The organism is Rhodoferax sp. LS1P39, from assembly GCF_056521425.1.
Window position 1 is genome coordinate 155,760 of sequence record NZ_JBWMAV010000009.1, and the last position, 17,493, is coordinate 173,252.

The 17,493-nt window shown below is 66.2% G+C and carries 15 protein-coding genes; 6 read left to right on the top strand and 9 right to left on the bottom strand.

The features are described 5' to 3' along the window. Positions 1 to 75: 75 nt before the first annotated feature. Positions 76 to 975: a LysR family transcriptional regulator gene (locus tag AC097O_RS15605; RefSeq protein ID WP_479593805.1), complete on the top strand. Its 900-nt coding sequence runs from the start codon at positions 76 to 78 to the stop codon at positions 973 to 975. A gap of 60 nt (positions 976 to 1,035) precedes the next feature. Here AC097O_RS15605 and AC097O_RS15610 read toward each other — a convergent pair whose 3' ends face one another. From AC097O_RS15610 to AC097O_RS15620, 3 genes are read right to left on the bottom strand one after another with little or no spacing between them, the layout of a single operon-like run. Further along, complete coding sequence (locus tag AC097O_RS15610) at positions 1,036 to 2,397, bottom strand: efflux transporter outer membrane subunit (protein ID WP_479593808.1); 1,362 nt, start codon at positions 2,395 to 2,397, stop codon at positions 1,036 to 1,038. Positions 2,398 to 2,401: 4 nt separating this feature from the next. Continuing rightward, on the bottom strand, positions 2,402 to 4,360 hold the full coding sequence (locus AC097O_RS15615; protein WP_479593810.1) for a MacB family efflux pump subunit: 1,959 nt from the start codon (positions 4,358 to 4,360) through the stop codon (positions 2,402 to 2,404). A gap of 2 nt (positions 4,361 to 4,362) precedes the next feature. After that, the gene (locus AC097O_RS15620) at positions 4,363 to 5,583 is read right to left on the bottom strand and encodes an efflux RND transporter periplasmic adaptor subunit (protein ID WP_479593812.1); all 1,221 of its coding nucleotides are present in this window, start codon (positions 5,581 to 5,583) and stop codon (positions 4,363 to 4,365) included. 338 nt (positions 5,584 to 5,921) lie between these two features. Between AC097O_RS15620 and fdhA the strand changes: the two genes are divergently transcribed. After that, positions 5,922 to 7,121, top strand: a complete 1,200-nt coding sequence (gene fdhA, locus AC097O_RS15625; protein ID WP_479593815.1) for a formaldehyde dehydrogenase, glutathione-independent — start codon at positions 5,922 to 5,924, stop codon at positions 7,119 to 7,121. A 114-nt stretch (positions 7,122 to 7,235) separates the two neighbouring features. Here fdhA and proC read toward each other — a convergent pair whose 3' ends face one another. Together proC and AC097O_RS15635 are read right to left on the bottom strand one after the other, a co-directional pair. Further along, complete coding sequence (gene proC, locus AC097O_RS15630; protein ID WP_479593818.1) at positions 7,236 to 8,150, bottom strand: pyrroline-5-carboxylate reductase; 915 nt, start codon at positions 8,148 to 8,150, stop codon at positions 7,236 to 7,238. A gap of 27 nt (positions 8,151 to 8,177) precedes the next feature. After that, positions 8,178 to 8,615 carry an FKBP-type peptidyl-prolyl cis-trans isomerase gene (locus AC097O_RS15635; RefSeq protein WP_479593822.1) on the bottom strand — a complete coding sequence of 146 codons (438 nt, stop codon included), beginning with the start codon at positions 8,613 to 8,615 and terminating at the stop codon, positions 8,178 to 8,180. 163 nt (positions 8,616 to 8,778) lie between these two features. Here AC097O_RS15635 and gorA point away from each other — a divergent pair, with 163 nt between their 5' ends. The 3 genes from gorA to AC097O_RS15650 are packed head-to-tail and all read left to right on the top strand — an operon-like array spanning position 8,779 to position 12,888. Then, positions 8,779 to 10,149 (top strand): glutathione-disulfide reductase, encoded by a 1,371-nt coding sequence (gorA, locus tag AC097O_RS15640; protein ID WP_479593824.1) that lies wholly within the window; start codon positions 8,779 to 8,781, stop codon positions 10,147 to 10,149. A 4-nt stretch (positions 10,150 to 10,153) separates the two neighbouring features. Continuing rightward, entirely contained in the window at positions 10,154 to 11,647 is a 1,494-nt protein-coding gene (locus AC097O_RS15645) for an AMP nucleosidase (protein ID WP_479593827.1), read from the top strand. 8 nt (positions 11,648 to 11,655) lie between these two features. Next, complete coding sequence (locus tag AC097O_RS15650; RefSeq protein WP_479593830.1) at positions 11,656 to 12,888, top strand: GGDEF domain-containing protein; 1,233 nt, start codon at positions 11,656 to 11,658, stop codon at positions 12,886 to 12,888. Here AC097O_RS15650 and nudK read toward each other — a convergent pair. Further along, positions 12,885 to 13,478, bottom strand: coding sequence for a GDP-mannose pyrophosphatase NudK (gene nudK, locus AC097O_RS15655; RefSeq protein ID WP_479593833.1), 594 nt, complete (start codon positions 13,476 to 13,478; stop codon positions 12,885 to 12,887). The genes AC097O_RS15650 and nudK overlap by 4 nt on opposite strands. 76 nt (positions 13,479 to 13,554) lie before the next feature. Here nudK and AC097O_RS15660 point away from each other — a divergent pair, with 76 nt between their 5' ends. Then, positions 13,555 to 14,310: a DeoR/GlpR family DNA-binding transcription regulator gene (locus AC097O_RS15660; RefSeq protein ID WP_479593837.1), complete on the top strand. Its 756-nt coding sequence runs from the start codon at positions 13,555 to 13,557 to the stop codon at positions 14,308 to 14,310. Between the two features lie 5 nt (positions 14,311 to 14,315). Here AC097O_RS15660 and AC097O_RS15665 read toward each other — a convergent pair whose 3' ends face one another. From AC097O_RS15665 to purT, 3 genes are all read right to left on the bottom strand, one after another. Next, positions 14,316 to 14,912, bottom strand: a complete 597-nt coding sequence (locus AC097O_RS15665) for a chalcone isomerase family protein (RefSeq protein ID WP_479593841.1) — start codon at positions 14,910 to 14,912, stop codon at positions 14,316 to 14,318. Between the two features lie 126 nt (positions 14,913 to 15,038). Further along, a complete protein-coding gene (locus AC097O_RS15670; RefSeq protein ID WP_479593844.1) occupies positions 15,039 to 16,121 on the bottom strand; it encodes a mechanosensitive ion channel family protein in 1,083 nt (360 codons plus the stop codon). Continuing rightward, positions 16,121 to 17,323, bottom strand: a complete 1,203-nt coding sequence (purT, locus tag AC097O_RS15675) for a formate-dependent phosphoribosylglycinamide formyltransferase (protein WP_479593846.1) — start codon at positions 17,321 to 17,323, stop codon at positions 16,121 to 16,123. Before purT ends, AC097O_RS15670 begins: the two co-directional genes overlap by 1 nt. Positions 17,324 to 17,493 lie beyond the last annotated feature (170 nt).

Consider the following 17,493-nt stretch of genomic DNA (forward strand, 5'->3'; position numbering starts at 1 on the left):
CTTCTTCAAAGCAGTGGGCGGAGTATTGGGGCCCGCCTCTCATTTGTAAAATGGGAAAAACGTCTTGATTCATCCATGAAGCCAATCAATTTCTCGGTGCGCGACCTGGAGGCCTTCATGGCCCTGGCGCAAACGCGGCACTTCACCCGCGCGGCTGAGCGCTGCAACCTGTCGCAAAGCGCGTTCAGCCAGCGCATCCGGCGCATTGAGGACACGGCGGGGTTGAAGCTGTTTGAGCGCTCGACCCGCCACGTGGCGCTCACCCCCGAAGGCCAGGTGTTTGCCGACGAGGTGGGCCGCATCGAGCAGGATTTGCGCAGCGCCCTGGGCAACCTGCAAGACCTGGCGGCGCGCCGGGTGGGCCGGGTGGCGGTGGCGGCTCTGCCCTCGGTGGCGGCGGTGTGGATGCCGCCCGCCATCGCTGCCTACCGCCGCCAGTACCCGCAGATCAGCATCCAACTCTTCGACACCCTGGCCGCTGCCAGCCTGGCGCTGCTGCGCGAGGGACGGGTGGACTTTGCCATCACCGCCGGGGGCGATTTGCGCGAATTCGACACCCGCGTGCTGCGCGACGAGCGCTACTGGCTGGTCTGCCGCCCCGACCACCCGCTGGCCGCGCACACGCAGATCCATCTGGAGCAACTGGCCGAGTACAACACCCCGATGCTGCACATGGCCCGCAACAGCAGCGTGCGCCAGCACCTGGCGCAGGTGCCTGGGCTGGAGGGTCTGCCCACCTCGGCGCTGGAGGTAGAGCACCTGGCCACGTTGGCCGCCCTGGTGGCGCAGGGCCTGGGCATCAGCATCGTGCCGGAGCTGACGCTGTTCCACTTCCAGCGCGCCGGGCTGCACGCCTGCCCGGTGCGGGACGCCGCCTTGCACCGCCCCCTGGTGCTGGCGCAGCGCAAGGGCGAGGCGCTCTCGGTGGCGGCGCAGGCCATGGTGGGGCTGGTGTTGGCGCAGGTGGATTTATAAGAAATCAGCCTCCTGTGCTTATTCCATCAGCGTAAGAAGCTATCTAAAGTGTAGCAATCATCACTCCGGCAGCACCGCATCCCCACCCAGCGCCAGCACCAGGGTGGCGTGGTTGGTGAACTGGTTCAGGCGGTTCTCGGCCAGGGCGATCTCGGCGTTGCGGCGGGCGGTTTGGGCGTCCAGCCAGGGCTTCAGGGCCACGGCTCCGGCGCGGTAGCGCACGCCATACAGGCGCTCCGCCTCGGTAGCGGCTTGCAGCACCTGGGCCAGCAGCACGGCCTGGGCGCGGTACTGTTGGCGGGCGGACAAGGCGTTGTCTACATCGCCCAGCGCGGTGTACAAGGTCTGGCGGAAGTTCACCACTGCGGCCTCGCTCTGCGCCTGGGCGACCTGGATGTTCAGGTCCATCTCTTTCTGGTTCAAAAACGGCAGGCTGAGGCCCAAGCCCAGGCTGGCCACCGGGTTGCTCAGCAGGTTCTGCAGCGAGGTGCTGCTGGTGCCCAAAGCGCCGGTGAGCGTCAGCGCCGGGTAGTAGCTGGCGCGGGTGGCGGTGATTTGCGCGTGGCTCTCGCGCAGGCGCAGCTCGGCGGCGCGCAGGTCGGGGCGGCGGGCCAGCAGCTCGGCGGGCAGGCCTGCAGCCACCTCGGGCAGGGTGCTGGTGGGCAGGGTTTGCGGCTGGGCCGGTGGGGAGCCGGGGGCGGTGTCAAACAACAAGGCCAGGGCGGTGTTGGCGGCCACCGCCTGCTGTTGCAGGGTGGTGTCGCTGGCCTGCAGGTTGAGCAGGCTTTGGCGGGCTTCGGCCAGCTCCAGCCCGCCCACGGCACCGGCGTTGGCCTGGACTTGCACCAGTTGCAGGGTTTTTTCGGCAGTGGCGATGTTGCTTTGGTTGGCGGCCAGGCGCTGGTGCAGGTAGCCCAGTTGCCAGTAGAGCTGGGCCGTGGTGCCCACCAGGGCCAGGGCGGTCGCCGCCCGGTCTTGTTCGGTGGCGCGGGCTTCCCACAGGGCCACGTCGCGCTGGCTGCCCAGCTTGTTCCACAGGTCGATCTCATAGCCCACGCCCAGGCTGGCACCGCTGCTGCGGCTGGTGTTCGCGTTGCCCTCCAGGGCGCGGCTGGCACCGGTGTTCAGGCTGCCGCTGAAGTTGGGCCGGTTCTCGGCCAGCCCGGCCTGCAGCTGGGCCTGGCGCACCTTGATGGTGGCGGCGGCCAGGTTGTTGTTGCGCAGCAGGGCCTGGTCTATGAGTTGGTCGAGCACCGGGTCGTTAAAGCCCTTCCACCAGGCATCGGTGCTGGCGGCCGTGCTGGCCGTGCCGTACTGCCATTGGGCGGGCAGACTGGTAGCGGGAACGGTGTACGGGGCTTGCGAAGTGGCGCAGCCCGACAGGACCAGCACGGCAAGAAGCAAGGGTTTGAAAGAGTGCATCGTTTTATTCACGCGAAAGTGCGTCCACCGGGTTGAGCTGGGCCGCATTGCTGGCGGGCAGGTAGCCAAACACCACGCCGATCAGGGTGGAGCAGGCAAACGCCGCCGCCATGGAGGCCGTGGAATAGACCATCTGGAAGCTGCTGCCGCTCTGGCCAAAGCCCCAGCCGATCAGCAGTGACAAGCCTATGCCCAGCACGCCGCCCAGCAGGCAGACCAGCACGGCTTCGATCAAGAATTGCTGGCGGATGTCGCTCTGGCGCGCGCCCACGGCCATGCGCACGCCGATCTCGCGGGTGCGCTCGGTCACGGACACCAGCATGATGTTCATCACCCCGATGCCGCCCACCACCAGCGAGATCAGCGCAATGGCCGACACCAGCAGGGTCATGGTCTGGGTGGTGCTCTCAATCGTTTGGCGGATGGTGTCGGTGTTCAGGGTGTAGAAGTCCTGCGTGCCGTGGCGCTGCTTGAGCAGGCGGTTGATGCCCGCCTCGGCGGCTTCGCTGGAGGCATCGTCACTCACCCGCACCGAGATCGAGCGCAGGTAGCTTTGGCCCAGCACGCGGCGCATGGCGGCGGTGTAGGGGATGTAGACGTTCAGCGCCTCGCGGTTGCCAAAGCCCGACTCGCTCTTTTGCGCCACACCCACCACCCGAAACGGCACACTGCCCAGCAAAATCACCTGGCCCAGCGGGTTGGGTGTGGTGGGAAAGAGCTGCTTGCGGGTGTTGTCGTCGATCACCACCTCTTGCGCCAGGCTGGCCACGCTGGCGGCATCGAAAAACGCGCCCTGCGCCAACGTGATGCCCTTGACGCGGTAGTACTGCTCGCCCACGCCGTTGATGTTGCCGGTCACGGCCACGTTGCCATAACGCAGCGTGGCCGAACTGGAGGCCATGGGCGTGGCGCTGTCTACATACACCTGCTGGGCCAGTGCATCCGCATCGGCGGGCACCAGGGTGCGCACCCGCCCGGCGCGCTGGTCGCCAAAGCCGCTGCCCGAAAAAATCTCGATGGTGTTGGTACCGATGGAGCTGATGTTCTTCAGCACCTGCAGGCGCGAGCCCTCGCCCAGCGCCACCACCGACACCACGGATGCGATGCCGATGATGATGCCCAGCATGGTCAAAAAGCTGCGTAGCGGGTGCGCCCGCATGGCCAGCAACGCCATGCGGAAGGCTTCGCTGAAACGGCCCCACATAGCGCCGAGGCCACCGCTGCCTGCGGGGGGCGTGGGCAGTACCGGGGCGGCGCTGGCGGCCTGGATCTGGCGGTCGGCCACGATCTCGCCGTCGCTGATTTCGATGATGCGCTGGGCGTGCTCGGCCACCTGCATGTCGTGCGTCACCAAGATGATGGTGTGGCCCTCGGCGTGCAGCTCCTGCAGGATCTTCATCACCTCGGCACCGCTGTGCTTGTCGAGCGCGCCGGTGGGCTCGTCGGCCAGGATCACGCTGCCGCCGTTCATCAGCGCGCGCGCAATGCTCACCCGCTGCTGCTGCCCGCCCGAGAGCTGGCCGGGCTTGTGGCGCATGCGGTCGGCCATGCCCAGGCGGCCCAGCAGGGCGGCGGCGCGTTCATGCCGGGCGGCGCTATCTTTGCCTGCGTAGACGGCGGGCACTTCCACATTGCCCAGCGCGCTCAGGTCGCCCAGCAGGTGGTAGCGCTGGAAGATGAAGCCAAAGTGCTCGCGCCGCAGGGCGGCCAGGGCATCGGCATCCAGCTGGCCGGTTTCGACCCCGGCCACGCGGTAGGAGCCGGTGGTGGGCCGGTCCAGGCAGCCCAGGATGTTCATCAGAGTGGACTTGCCCGACCCGGACGCGCCGACGATGGCAATCATCTCGCCCGCGTGGATGCGCAGGTTCACGTCTTTCAGGACGGCAATGGTTTCTTCGCCCGCGGGGAATTCCCGGCGCAGGGCGGTCAACTCCAGCAGGGGGCTGGTGGGTGTGGACTCCATGCTCACATCCCCGGGGGCGGACGCATGGCGGAGCGGGCGCTGCCTGTGCTGCTGCTACCCGCAGCCCCTGCCGCAGGCGCTTCGCTCACCACCACCCGGTCGCCCACGGCCAGGCCTTCCAGAATCTGCACGTTGATGTTGTTGTTCAGCCCGGTGGTGACCTGGCGCGGCTCGGCCTGGCCCGCGGCGTTGACCACCCGCACGGTGGCTTCACTGCCCTTGGCATCCTTCTTACGGCTGCGCTCGCCCAAAGCCGCCGAGGGGATGGTCAGCACCTGCTGGGCTTCTTTTTGCACGATGCTGACCTGCGCCGTCATCGAGATGCGCAGCTGCCCCTCGGGGTTGGGCACGTCCAGCAGGCCGTTGTAGTAGATGGCGCTGGCACTGGTGGAGGTGCTGGCCGTGGTGTCGGTCAGGATGGAGTCGGGCGCGGGCTCTACCGTGCGCAGGGTGGTGGTGTAGCGCTGGTTGGGCGCACCCAGGATGGTGAAGTACACCTTTTGCCCCGGCTTGACGCGCACCACATCGGCCTCGGAGATTTGCGCCTTGACGGTGACCGTGTCCAGCCGCGCCAGCTTGATGATGGTGGGCGTGGTCTGGTTGGCGTTCACCGTCTGGCCTTCTTGCGCCACGATGGCTACCACCACCCCGTCGATGGGGGCGAGGATCTGGGTGTAGCCCAGGTTCAATTGCGCGGTGTTGACGGTCAGCTTGGCCTGGGCGATTTGCGCCTGCACCACGGCCACGTCGGCGCGGGCGGTTTTCAGCGTGGCATCGGCGGCCTCCAGCGTGGCGCGGGCGCTGGCATCGGCGGCCAGCAGGGTTTTTTCGCGCGCAAAGGCCAGCTCGGCCTGTTGCAGGCTGGCCTGCTTGGCCAGCAACTGGGCCTGCACATTGGCCAGCGCGGCCTCGGCATTGCGCAGGCTGTTTTGCTGGGTGAGCGAATCGATCTCGGCCACCAACTGGCCTTTCTTGACCGTGTCGCCCAGGGCCACCTTCAGCGACTTGATCTGCCCCGAGGCCTGCGCCCCCACGCTGACCTGCTTGAAAGCCTGCACCGTGCCGGTGGCCAGCACCGCCTGCTCCAGGTCGGCCAGTTCGGCCGTGGCGGTCACATAGGCGGGGGGCTTGGCCTGGGGGAAGAAAACCAGCTTGGCGGCCACGCCAAGGGCCACCAGGGCCAGAACCAGCAGGGTGTAACGCAGAAGTTTGTGCTTGGGCATGTAAGGAGTGAGGCAAGTAAAGCGCCTTGACCTACTTTACATAGCCTGCGTGCGGGCTTTGCGGCATGCAGGCAAAGCCCTTGTAAAGCTGCAGGCCCCCGCAGCATTTTTAAGCCAAAACAGCCTCCAGCGCTTATTCAATGGGCGTGAGTAGCTATTGAAAATATAGTAAACCCGCAGACCCCCGTGCTTACCCTTGGCCGACCTGCAAATACCGAAGCGTGTCGCAATTTGGCCAGTGCCGCGTCGATACTGTTCCAAGATGCTGGCTTGCAAGCCGCTTCTGAGGGGCTGCGCAAGTCCCCCCAATTCCCATGCCCAACAAGGAGACAAAACCCATGTCAAGCAACCGAGGTGTCGTGTACGTAGGCCAAGGCCAGGTGGAGGTGCAATCCATCCCCTTTCCCAAATTAGTCAACCCGCTGGGCCAGGCGGCGGAGCACGGCGTGATTCTGCGCGTGCTGACCACCAACATCTGCGGCTCCGACCAGCACATGGTGCGGGGCCGCACCACCGCCCAATCCGGCCTGGTGCTGGGCCATGAAATCACGGGTGAAATTGTGGAGCTGGGCCGCGATGTGGAAACCCTCAAAAAGGGTGACATCGTCTCTGTGCCGTTCAACGTGGCCTGTGGCCGCTGCCGCACCTGCAAAGAGCAGCACACCGGCGTGTGCCTGAACGTCAACCCCTCGCGCGCAGGCGGTGCCTACGGCTATGTGGACATGGGCGGTTGGATCGGCGGCCAGGCCGAGTTTGTGATGGTGCCGTATGCCGACTTCAATCTGCTGAAGTTCCCCGACCGCGACCGCGCGATGGAAAAAATCCGCGACCTGACCTGCCTGTCCGACATCCTGCCTACCGGCTACCACGGTGCGGTCACGGCTGGTGTGGGCCCGGGCAGCACGGTGTACGTGGCCGGTGCCGGTCCTGTGGGTCTGGCGGCCGCTGCTTCGGCCCGCCTGCTGGGCGCGGCGGTGGTGATCGTGGGCGACGTGAACCCGGCGCGGCTGGTGCATGCGCGCAAGGTGGGCTTTGAAACGGTCGATTTGTCGCAGGACGCGACGCTGGCCGACCAGATCGCCGCCATCCTGGGCACACCCGAGGTGGACAGCGCGGTGGATGCCGTGGGCTTTGAAGCCCGTGGCCACGGACACGCCGGTTCGCAAGGCGAAGCGCCCGCCACGGTGCTGAACTCGCTGATGGAAATCACCCGCGCCGCAGGCAAGATCGGCATCCCCGGCCTGTACGTGACGGACGATCCAGGTGGTGTGGACAAAGCCGCCAAGAGCGGTGCCCTGAGCCTGCGCTTCGGCCTGGGCTGGGCCAAGTCGCACAGCTTCCACACCGGCCAGACCCCGGTGATGAAGTACAACCGTGCGCTGATGCAGGCGATTTTGTGGGACCGCATCCACATCGCCGACATCGTGGGCGTGCAGGTCATCACCCTGGACCAGGCCCCCAGCGGCTACGCCGAATTTGATGCCGGTGTGCCCAAGAAGTTTGTGATTGACCCGCACGGGCAGCTGGCCACCGCGTAAACCAGCCGCTACTGGGTGCTATGCATTCAGTAGCTTCTACCGCCCATTCCATAAGCGCTAGAGGCCTAAAAGATATAAACCCCCCGCAGCGTCGATGCCCGGGGGTTTTTGCATTCAGTCGCCGAACTCGTCGCCCAGCTCACGGGCGCGGTGCTTGGCCGCGTGCACGGCGCGCATGATGATGTTCTTGATGCCGTCCTGCTCCATCGAGGTGATGGCCGCATGCGTGGTGCCGCCTTTGGAGGTGACGCGCTGGCGCAATATTTCGGGCGGCTCTTTCGACTGGCGGGCCAGGGCGGATGCCCCCACAAACGTGCCCACGGCCAGCTTGTGCGCCTGGTCGCGGCTCAGGCCCATGTCGGCACCGGCCTGGGTCATGGCTTCGATGAACAAAAACACATAGGCCGGGCCGGAGCCGGACAAGGCCGTGACGGCATCCAGCTGCACTTCTTCGCCCACCCACAGGGTTTCGCCGGTGGCCGACAGCACTTTGTCGATCAGCTTGCGGTCGGGGTCGGACACGGCGGGGCGGGCGTACAAGGCGGTCATGCCCTTGCCGATCAGCGCCGGGGTGTTGGGCATGGCGCGCACGATGCGCTCTGTCCCCAGCCAGTGGGCGATGCTGTCGCTGCGGATGCCTGCGGCCACGCTCAGGTGCAGGGCGTTCTTGGTGTAGAAGCGGGTTTGCAGGGCCGCGTCCTTGAACATCTGCGGTTTGACGGCCCACACCACGGTACGCGCCTGGTCCAGTGCCGGGCCGGGCATCTCATGGGCGGTAATCGCAAAGTCGGCCAGCAGCTTGGCACGCGCGTCGGCCCAGGGCTCGATCACCACGATGTGGTTGGCGGGCACACCTTTTTTGACCAGGCCGCCAATGATGGCGCTGGCCATGTTGCCGCCGCCAATGAAGGCGATGTGGTCGTGCGCCGCGCTGGTGCCCTTGCTGCCAAAGTTGGACAGCGCCCCCGGTTGGGAAGTATTGAAATTGGACGCTCCAAAGTTGGAGGCGCTGGGTCGGGTGGGTGCCATGGGGAATCCAGAAAAACGTGGTCCGGCTTATTTACCGTTGATGCCCAGCAGCTCAACTTCGAACTGCAAGGTGGCATTGGCCGGAATCACCCCGCCTGCGCCGCGTTCGCCATAGGCAATGGCCGGTGGGCAGGTGAGCTTGGCTTTGCCGCCGATCTTCATTTTCTGCACGCCTTCGGTCCAGCACTTGATCACGCCGCTCAGCGGGAACTCGATGGGTTCGTTGCGTTTGTACGAGCTGTCGAACTCCTTGCCGTCGAGGAAGGTGCCCCGGTAATGCACTTTGACCTTGTCGGAGGCGGACGGGCTGGCGCCGGTGCCGTCTTTCAGGGAGCGGTACACCAGTCCGCTGGAGGTGACCGTGGCACCGGGTTCTTTGGCAGCCGTGGCCGCGTCGTTGGTTTGGGCCCAGGTGGCCGTAGTGGCAAGCAGACAGAACGCGGCAGTGGTCAGGGCGAATTTCACTAAAAACTTTCGGGGTTGGATTGGATTCCATCCATTATTGCGGTTTCTGGTGGGGTCTTTGCGTCTGCGTCCCCAAAAAGGGGGATAGCGCAGTTACCGTGTGTACCCAGGGCTATATATTTAATAGCACATAAGATCCCCGAATACCGTAAAGGAAACCTCTATGTCCTCGTTCCAGTTTGATCTTGTGGTGGTAGGTGGCGGCAGCGGCGGGGTGCGCGCCGCCCGCATGGCCGCCCAGCGCGGTGCCCGGGTGGCGCTGGCCGAGGTCGGGGCCCTGGGCGGCACCTGCGTAAATGTGGGCTGCATCCCCAAAAAGCTCTACAGCTTTGCCGCGGGCTACGCCGAGGCGTTTGAAGAAGCAGCAGGCTTTGGCTGGCAGGTGGAGCACCCCACCTTCGACTGGGCCAAGCTTAAGACTAACCGCGCCACCGAGATCACCCGGCTCAATGGCATCTACCGCCAACTGCTGGTGGGTGCGGGCGTACAGCTCATCCCCGGCTGGGCCACGCTGGTGGACGCGCACACGGTGCGGGTGGGCGAGCAAACCTACACCGCCGAAAACATCTTGCTGGCCACCGGCGGCACGCCCACGGTGCCCGGCATTCCCGGCGGTGCGCACGCAGTGGTGTCGGACGCGATGTTCGACCTGGAGCCCTTCCCCCAGCGCCTGCTGGTGGTGGGCGGCGGCTACATCGCCTGCGAATTTGCCAGCATCTTCAACGGCCTGGGCTCCCAGGTCACCCAGGTGTACCGGGGCACCCAGGTGCTGCGCGGCTTCGACGATGATGTGCGTAACTTTCTGGCCCAGGAGGTGCGCAAGGCCGGGGTCGATCTGCGGCTGGAGACCGACGTGGCCAGCATCCTGCACACCCCCGCCGGGCTGGAGGTGCGGCTGGTGGGTGGCGACACGCTCACGGTAGACCAGGTGCTGTACGCCATTGGCCGCGTGCCCAACGTGCAAGGCCTGGGCCTGGAGGCGGCGGGCGTGGCGCAGGGCAAAGACGGTGCCATTGAGGTCAATGCCCACTACCAGACCTCGGTGCCCAGCATCTACGCGCTGGGCGACGTGACCGCCCGCATCCAGCTCACCCCGGTGGCACTGGGCGAGGCCATGGTGCTGGTTGACCATTTGCTCGGCCCCAAAACCGGCAAGACCGCGCGGCAGATGGACTACGAACTCATCCCCACCGCCGTATTCACCCACCCCAACATCGGCACCGTGGGTCTGTCGGAAGCGGCGGCGCGCAAGCAGTTTGGCCAGGTGAGCATTTACCGCAGCGAATTCAAGGCCCTGCGCCATACGCTGAGCGGCAGCACCGAGCGCACGCTGATGAAGCTGGTGGTGGACGATGCCACCGACCGCGTGGTCGGCCTGCACATGGTGGGCGCGGATGCGGGCGAAGTCGTACAGGGCTTTGCCGTGGCCATGAAGGCCGGGGCCACCAAGGCGGTGTTTGACAGCACCATTGGCATCCACCCCACAGCAGCGGAAGAATTCGTGACCATGCGCGAACCCAGCACTGCACAATAGGCATATGCCCTATCTACCTGACTTCATTGCCCCCACCCGTTTTACCGACCCGGTTGCCGCACTGGCCCAGGTGCACCTGATTTACGACCAGCAGATTGCGCATCTGCGGGCGGCTATGCAGCGCTTTGTAGCCGGTGAAACCCTGCCCGGCCATGTGCGGGCCTGTTACCCGTTTGTGCGCCTGCACACCGAGACCGTGGCCCGCGCCGCCGACCTGGAGGGTGCGCACCTGAGCTACGGTTTTGTGGCCGGCCCTGGCCGGTTCGAAACCACGCTCACGCGGCCCGATTTGTTCAACGGCTACCTGCTGGAGCAGTTCCGCCTGCTGCTGCAAAACCACCAGGTCGAGCTGGAAATCGGCACCAGCGCGCTGCCGATTCCCGTGCATTTCTCGTTTGCCGAGCACGACCACGTCGAAGGCCACATGGATGCCAGCCGCCGCATGCTGATGCGCGACGTGTTCGACCTGCCCGACCTGGGCGCGATGGACGACGGCATTGCCAACGGCACCTACGAACCGCGCCCTGGCGACCCGCAGCCGCTGGCGCTGTTTACCGCGCCCCGGGTGGACTATTCGCTGCACCGCCTGCGCCACTACACCGGCACCGGGCCCGACCATTTTCAGAACTTCGTGCTGTTCACCAATTACCAGTTCTACATCGACGAGTTCGTGCGCATGGGGCACGCCGCCATGGCCGACCCCGCCAGCGAGTACTGCGCCTTTGTGGAGCCCGGCAATGTGATCACCCGCCGCGTGGGCCTGCCCGCCGAGGAGCGCGATGCCCTGGGGGCTGCACCGCCGCGCCTGCCGCAAATGCCCGCCTACCACCTGGTGCGCGCCGACAGCGCAGGCATCACCATGGTCAACATCGGCGTGGGCCCGGCCAACGCCAAGAACATCACCGACCACATAGCCGTGCTGCGCCCGCATGCCTGGATCATGGTGGGCCACTGCGCGGGCTTGCGCAACACCCAGCAACTGGGCGACTACGTGCTGGCCCACGGCTATGTGCGCGAAGACCATGTTCTGGACGAAGAGCTGCCGCTGTGGGTGCCCATCCCCGCGCTGGCCGAGGTGCAAATGGCGCTGGAGCAGGCGGTAGCCGATGTCACCCAGGTGCAGGGCGTGGCGTTGAAGAGCATCATGCGCACCGGCACCGTGGCCAGTACCGACAACCGCAACTGGGAGCTGCTGCCCAACAACCAGCCGCAGCGCCGCTTCAGCCAGAGCCGCGCGGTGGCGCTGGACATGGAAAGCGCCACCATCGCCGCCAATGGCTTCCGCTTCCGGGTGCCCTACGGCACGCTGCTGTGCGTCAGCGACAAGCCGCTGCACGGCGAGATCAAGCTGCCCGGCATGGCCAACCACTTTTACCGTGAGCGGGTAGACCAGCACCTGCGCATCGGCATCCGCGCGATCGAGCTGCTGCGCGCCCAGGGCATGAACCAGTTGCACAGCCGCAAACTGCGCAGTTTTGCGGAAGTGGCGTTCCAGTAACCGCCCCGATGCAGCTCGACCCACAGACCCTGTTGGTCATTGCCACCGCCAACGTCGGCGTGGTATCGCTGGCTTTGCTGGCCATCATGGGCACCGGTGCCAGTGCGCCCACGCGCTGTGTGCAAATCGCGCTGGCGGCCTTTCTGTTGGGTGGCATGGCCGCCATTACGGCAGGCAGCGCCTGGACGGTGGCATTGGCACCGCTGGCCCTGCTGCTTTTCAGCCTGGGGCTGTGGCTGTGGCACCGGGCGCTGGGCAGTTGGCTGGGCCACCGCACGCGCCCGCCCACCCAGCGCAAAAAGTCGCGCAAGCCGCGCCGCCCAGGCGTGTTTTACGGGTTGGACTACCGCTGGAGCGAGCGCGGCCTGCGCAGCCTGCTGGTGGCCACGCCGCTGGGCTATGTGCTGGGCCATTCGCTGGGTGCGGGCAGCCCGGCCTTCCAGTGGGGCTGGGCCCACCTGTGCCTGGCGGCCATGCTGGTGCTGGTGGCGGGGGCCACCATGTTCCCGCTGCGGCACGTGGGCCGCGCCTGGCGCTGGGTGCTGTGCACGTGCTTGCTGGTCCTGGCGCTGGTGCTGCTGGTGCGCGGCCTGCTGGGCGTGTGGCGTGCGGATGTGCTGCACCTGGTGGATCTGGCCCTGGCGCTGGTGCTGAACATGGTCTTTGTCGCGGCCATGGTGGCACTATTGGCCGCCTGGCGCGACGAGGCCAAGGCCCGCCTGCACAGCCTGGCCATGACCGACGGCCTGACCGGCCTGCTGAACCGCCGCGGCTGGACGGAGCGTGCCGAGGCCATGTTTGCCAACGCCATGCGCTACCAGCAGCCGCTGACCTTGATGATGCTGGACATCGACCACTTCAAGCGCGTCAACGACACCTATGGCCACGAGATGGGCGATTCCGCCCTCAAGCTGTTTGCCCGCCTGCTGCGCGAGAGCCGCCGCACCGGCGACCTGGTGGGCCGTTTGGGCGGCGAGGAGTTCTGCATTGTGCTGGCCAACACCCACCGCTCGGCCAGCATCGGCTTCGACCTGCGCCTGCGCACCGTGCTGCAGCAAACGGCGGAGAAAGAGCTGGGCTTTCCCCTGGACTACAGCGCCGGGGTGGGTGTGCTCAAGGATGGCGACTCCACCCTGTCCGGCCTCATTGCCCGCGCCGATGCCGCGCTGTACGAGGCCAAAAAGGCGGGCCGGGGGCAGCTGGTGCAGTCGGGTGGCGGGGCCGGGTTGACGGTGATTTAGCCGACTTGCAGCAGTCCCTGCAGTTGCGCGTACTGCAGCAGCATGATCGTCTTGCCATCGCAAATGCGCCCGTCGGCCACCATCTCCAGCGCCACCGCAAAAGGCAGTTCCAGCACCTCGATGTCTTCTCCCTCGTGGTGCTCGCCACCGCCGTCCGACACCTTGTCGGCGGCGGTGTAGGCCCCGACGAAGAAAAACACCTTCTCCGTCACTGAGCCGGGGCTCATGTAGGCCTCAAAAATCTTGCGCACGCCGTCGATGCGAAAGCCGGTTTCTTCTTCCACCTCGCGGCGGATGCAGGTGGCTGCATCGTCCTGGTCCAGCAGGCCGGCGCAGGCTTCGATGAGCTGCCCGCTGGCGTTGCCGTTCACATAGGTGGGAAAGCGGAACTGCCGTGTCAGCACCACCGTGCCCTGGGCGGCGTTGTACAGCAGGATGGTGGCACCGTTGCCCCGGTCGTAGGTTTCGCGGCTCTGGCGCTGCCAACTGCCGTCGCGGCGGCGCAGCTCGAAGGTGTTTTTCTTCAGCAAATACCAGTCGTGCGACAAAACTTTTTGTTCAAGGATGCGGATGCTGTCTAGCGCGTACATGGGGGCTCCGGTGGTGGTGCCGAAAGTTTAGCGCAATCATGCAGTTTCGTGCAATTTCAATGATAATCGTGCAAATATGCTGACCCAACAACGCAAACACCTGCTGCTCGACACCCTGCGCCGCGAGGGCCGCATCGTGGCCGCCGACCTCAGCGTGGCACTGGGCTTGTCGGAAGACACCATCCGCCGCGACCTGCGCGCCCTGGCTGCCCAGGGGCTGCTGCAGCGGGTGCACGGCGGGGCCCTGCCTGCATCGCCTGCGGTAGCCAACTTTGCCGCGCGCAGCCAGTTGCAGATGCCGGGTAAGCAGGCGATTGCCGCCGCCGCTGCGGCCATGGTGCAGCCCGGCCAGGTGGTGTTCATCGACGGCGGCACCACCTGCCAGCAGCTGGCCCTGCGCCTGTCGCCCACCTTGCAGGCCACCGTGGTCACGCACAGCCCGACCATCGCCCTGGCCCTGGTGGAGCACCCGCGCATCGAGGTGCAACTGGTGGGCGGGCGCTTGTTCAAGCACTCGGTGGTGGCCGTGGGCGCGGCGGCGGTAGAAGCCATTGGCCGCGTGCGCGCCGACCTGTACTTCATGGGCGTGACCGGCATCAGCGCCCGCGTGGGCCTGAGCACCGGCGACATGGAAGAAGCGCATGTGAAGCGTGCGCTGATGGCCCAGTCGGCCGAAACCTGGGTGCTGGCCTCAGCAGAAAAGCTGCACGCCGCCTCGCCCTACGTGATTGCCCCCTGCACCGATGCCACCGGCCTGGTGGTGGAGCCCGGCACCACCGACCAGGAGGTGGCGGCGCTGACGGCGCTGGGCCTGGCGCTGGTGCGGGGGTAACCTGGCTACTTTGCGGCTGGCACTTGCCCCAGCAAAGCCGCCTTCAACCCGTAATCTGCCGGGCTGCCGCCCACCCAGATGTTGAGCACCATGGCAAAAAACTCGGCATCACCTACCGGGTTGCCCTGGGGCTGGTCGCCGATGAAAAACAGCGTGCCCTGGCCGGGGATGAACTGCATGGCGAAGCTGTCGCCAGGGCTGAGCTTGCTGCGGCCCGAGAAGATTTCGATCAGGCGGTTGGACGACACGGTGTGCTTCAGTGCCAGCTCTTTGGGGGCGTTGGCCGACAGGCCTTTGATGAAAGCCAGGCCCAGGTCGGTGCCGGGGATGTCGCGCAAGGCGGTGAAGCGCAGCAGCTTGGGGCCGGGCAAAGCCAGCAGTTCGTCCGGCGTGCCAACCTTGCGCGGGGTGTACAAGGCCATGTCGTAGACCTTGAACACCGCCCGGTAGCGGGTGCCTGCGCCGTTGAGCACCAGGGGCGTGCCCTGGACCTGGGCATCTGCCGTGAACGGGGTGGCGGGGGTGGCCGCCCAGGCGGGTGTGAACAGCAGGCTGGTGGTCAATGCCAAACGGGCCAGGTTGGCGGTCGCAAAACGGATCATCGGGGCAGTTCTTCCAAGAGAGATTCTTCCCCCGAGCTTACCGTGGGGGCCCTTGCGGTGTCATCCCCTATTTTTAGGACATTTCGGCCTCTTGTGCTTATTCCATCAGCGTGAGGTGCTATAAATTTAGTAGTTTTTCGCTTCCGCCATCTGGGGCGAAGGATGCAGCTCGGCGCGCATGCGGGGCAGGTTTTGCGGGTATTCGCGCTGCAGGAAGTCCACCATGCCCTCGCGCACATCGCAGCGCACGCGCCACAGCAGGTCGGCGTTGGCGGCGGTTACCTCTACCCGCAGCTGGATGCCGTGGGCGGCGGTGTCGGTCACGTCCAGTTTGCAGTAGCGGCGGTCCCAGGCGAGCGAGGCGTCGCAGATGCGCTCCAGCGCGGTGCGCAGCGCGGGGACGGGCGTGGTGTAGTCCACCCACAAAAACACGGTGCCGATCAGCTCGGGGTTGCGCCGCGACCAGTTCTGGAACGGGTTCTCGATGAACCATTGCAGCGGGATGACCAGGCGGCGCTGGTCCCAGATTTTCAGCACCACGTAGGTGCCGGTGATTTCTTCGACCCGGCCCCACTCGCCTTGCACGATCAGCACGTCGTCGATGCGCAGTGGCTGGCTCAGGGCGATCTGCAGGCCCGCCACCAGGTTGCCCAGCACGGGCCGCGCCGCCATGCCTACGATGATGCCCACCACCCCGGCCGATGCCAGCAGGCTGGCCCCGAACTGCCGGGCCTCGGGAAAGGTCATCAGCATCGCCCCCAGCCCGGTCACCAGAATGCCGATGGCCAGGATATTGGCCAGCACCTTGGCCTGGGTGTGCACGCGGCGGGCGTTCAGGTTGTCTTCGGCCTCCAGCGGGTACTGGGCGACCAGCCCCTGGACGGTGCCGCGCACCACGCGCAGGCCCAGCCAGGTCAGGCAGGCCAGCAGCAACAGCACGTTGGCGTGGCGCACTTCGGCAATCAGCGGGAAGTTGCGCGGCGCAATCTGCCACACCGCCTGCAGCGCAATCAGCGGCAGCACAAAACGCGTGGGCGCATGGCAGGCATCGGCGATGCGCGAAGCCAGTGGCAGGCTGCGCGTGACCTTGCGCACCAGCGCCGCCCCGATGGCATGCAACACCAGCGCCAGCACAATCGCCGTACCCGCAGACAGCAAAATCCGCAGCGCCGAGTCGTCGGCCCAGGCAATCAACTGGTTGAACGGCATCAAGCGCTGCGGGGCTTGACCCGCGCTGCCGCTTGCTTGGCGTGCGTGCGGGCGACTTCCACATCGGCATCAAAGGCCAGGGCCACGCCCATGCGGCGCTTCACAAAGCTCTCGGGCTTGCCGAACAGGCGGATATCGGTGTTGGGTACGCGCAGCGCCTCGGCCACGCCGTCGAACACGATGCCCTGCGCATCCACACCGCCGTAGATCACCGCGCTGGCACCGGGCGACTTGAGGGCCGTGTTGACCGGCAGGCCCAGGATGGCGCGGGCGTGCAGCTCGAACTCGTTTTGCCATTGGGTGCACAGCGTGACCATGCCGGTGTCGTGCGGGCGCGGGCTGACCTCGCTGAACCACACCGCGTCGCCCTTCACAAACAGCTCCACGCCGAATAACCCCTGGCCACCCAGGTTGTCGGTCACTGCCTTGGCGATGGCCTGCGAGCGTTGCAGCGCCAGGCTGGGCATGGGGTGCGGCTGCCAGCTTTCCACGTAGTCGCCGCTGACCTGGATGTGGCCGATGGGCTCGCAAAAGTGGGTTTCCACCGCGCCCGTAGCGCCCAAGGCGCGCACGGTGAGCAGGGTGATCTCGTAGTCGAAGTCGATAAAGCCCTCGACGATGACCCGCCCGTGGCTCACCCGGCCCCCGGCCATGGCCACGTCCCAGGCGGCTTGCACGTCCGCCGGGCCGCTGATCTTGCTCTGGCCCTTGCCCGAGCTGCTCATCACCGGCTTGACCACGCAGGGGTAGCCGGTGGTGGCGTCAATGGCGGCCTGCAGCTCGGCCAGCGAGTCGCAAAACACGTAGGGGCTGGTGGGCAGACCCAGCGTCTCGGCGGCCAGGCGGCGGATGCCTTCGCGGTCCATGGTCAGGCGGGCGGCGCGGGCGGTGGGGATGACGCGCACCGTACCGGCGGCTTCCAGCTCTTCCAGCATGGGGGTGGCGATGGCCTCGATCTCGGGCACCACCAGGTGCGGGCGCTCGGCCTCGATCAGCGCTTTGAGCTGCGCTGGGTCGCTCATGGTGATGGTGCGCGCATGGTGGGCCACCTGCTGGCCGGGCGCGTTGGCGTAGCGGTCTACCGCGATGGTTTCCACGCCCAGGCGCTGCAGCGCAATCAGCACCTCCTTGCCCAGCTCGCCGGAGCCGAGCAGCATGACTTTGGTGGCCGAGGGAGACAGGGGGGTGCCGAAGGGGCGCATGGCGGGGCTTTCATCGAATGCAAAACAGCCGGTGACTTTACTGCACGCCCGGGTTGCCCTACACCCTAGACATCTGTATTTGCATCGGACTGCGCCATGTTCAGCGCATAGAACTCGTGCAGTTTGGCGGCCAGCAGGTGTTTGTCGGGCAACTGGGTCTGTTACTCGGC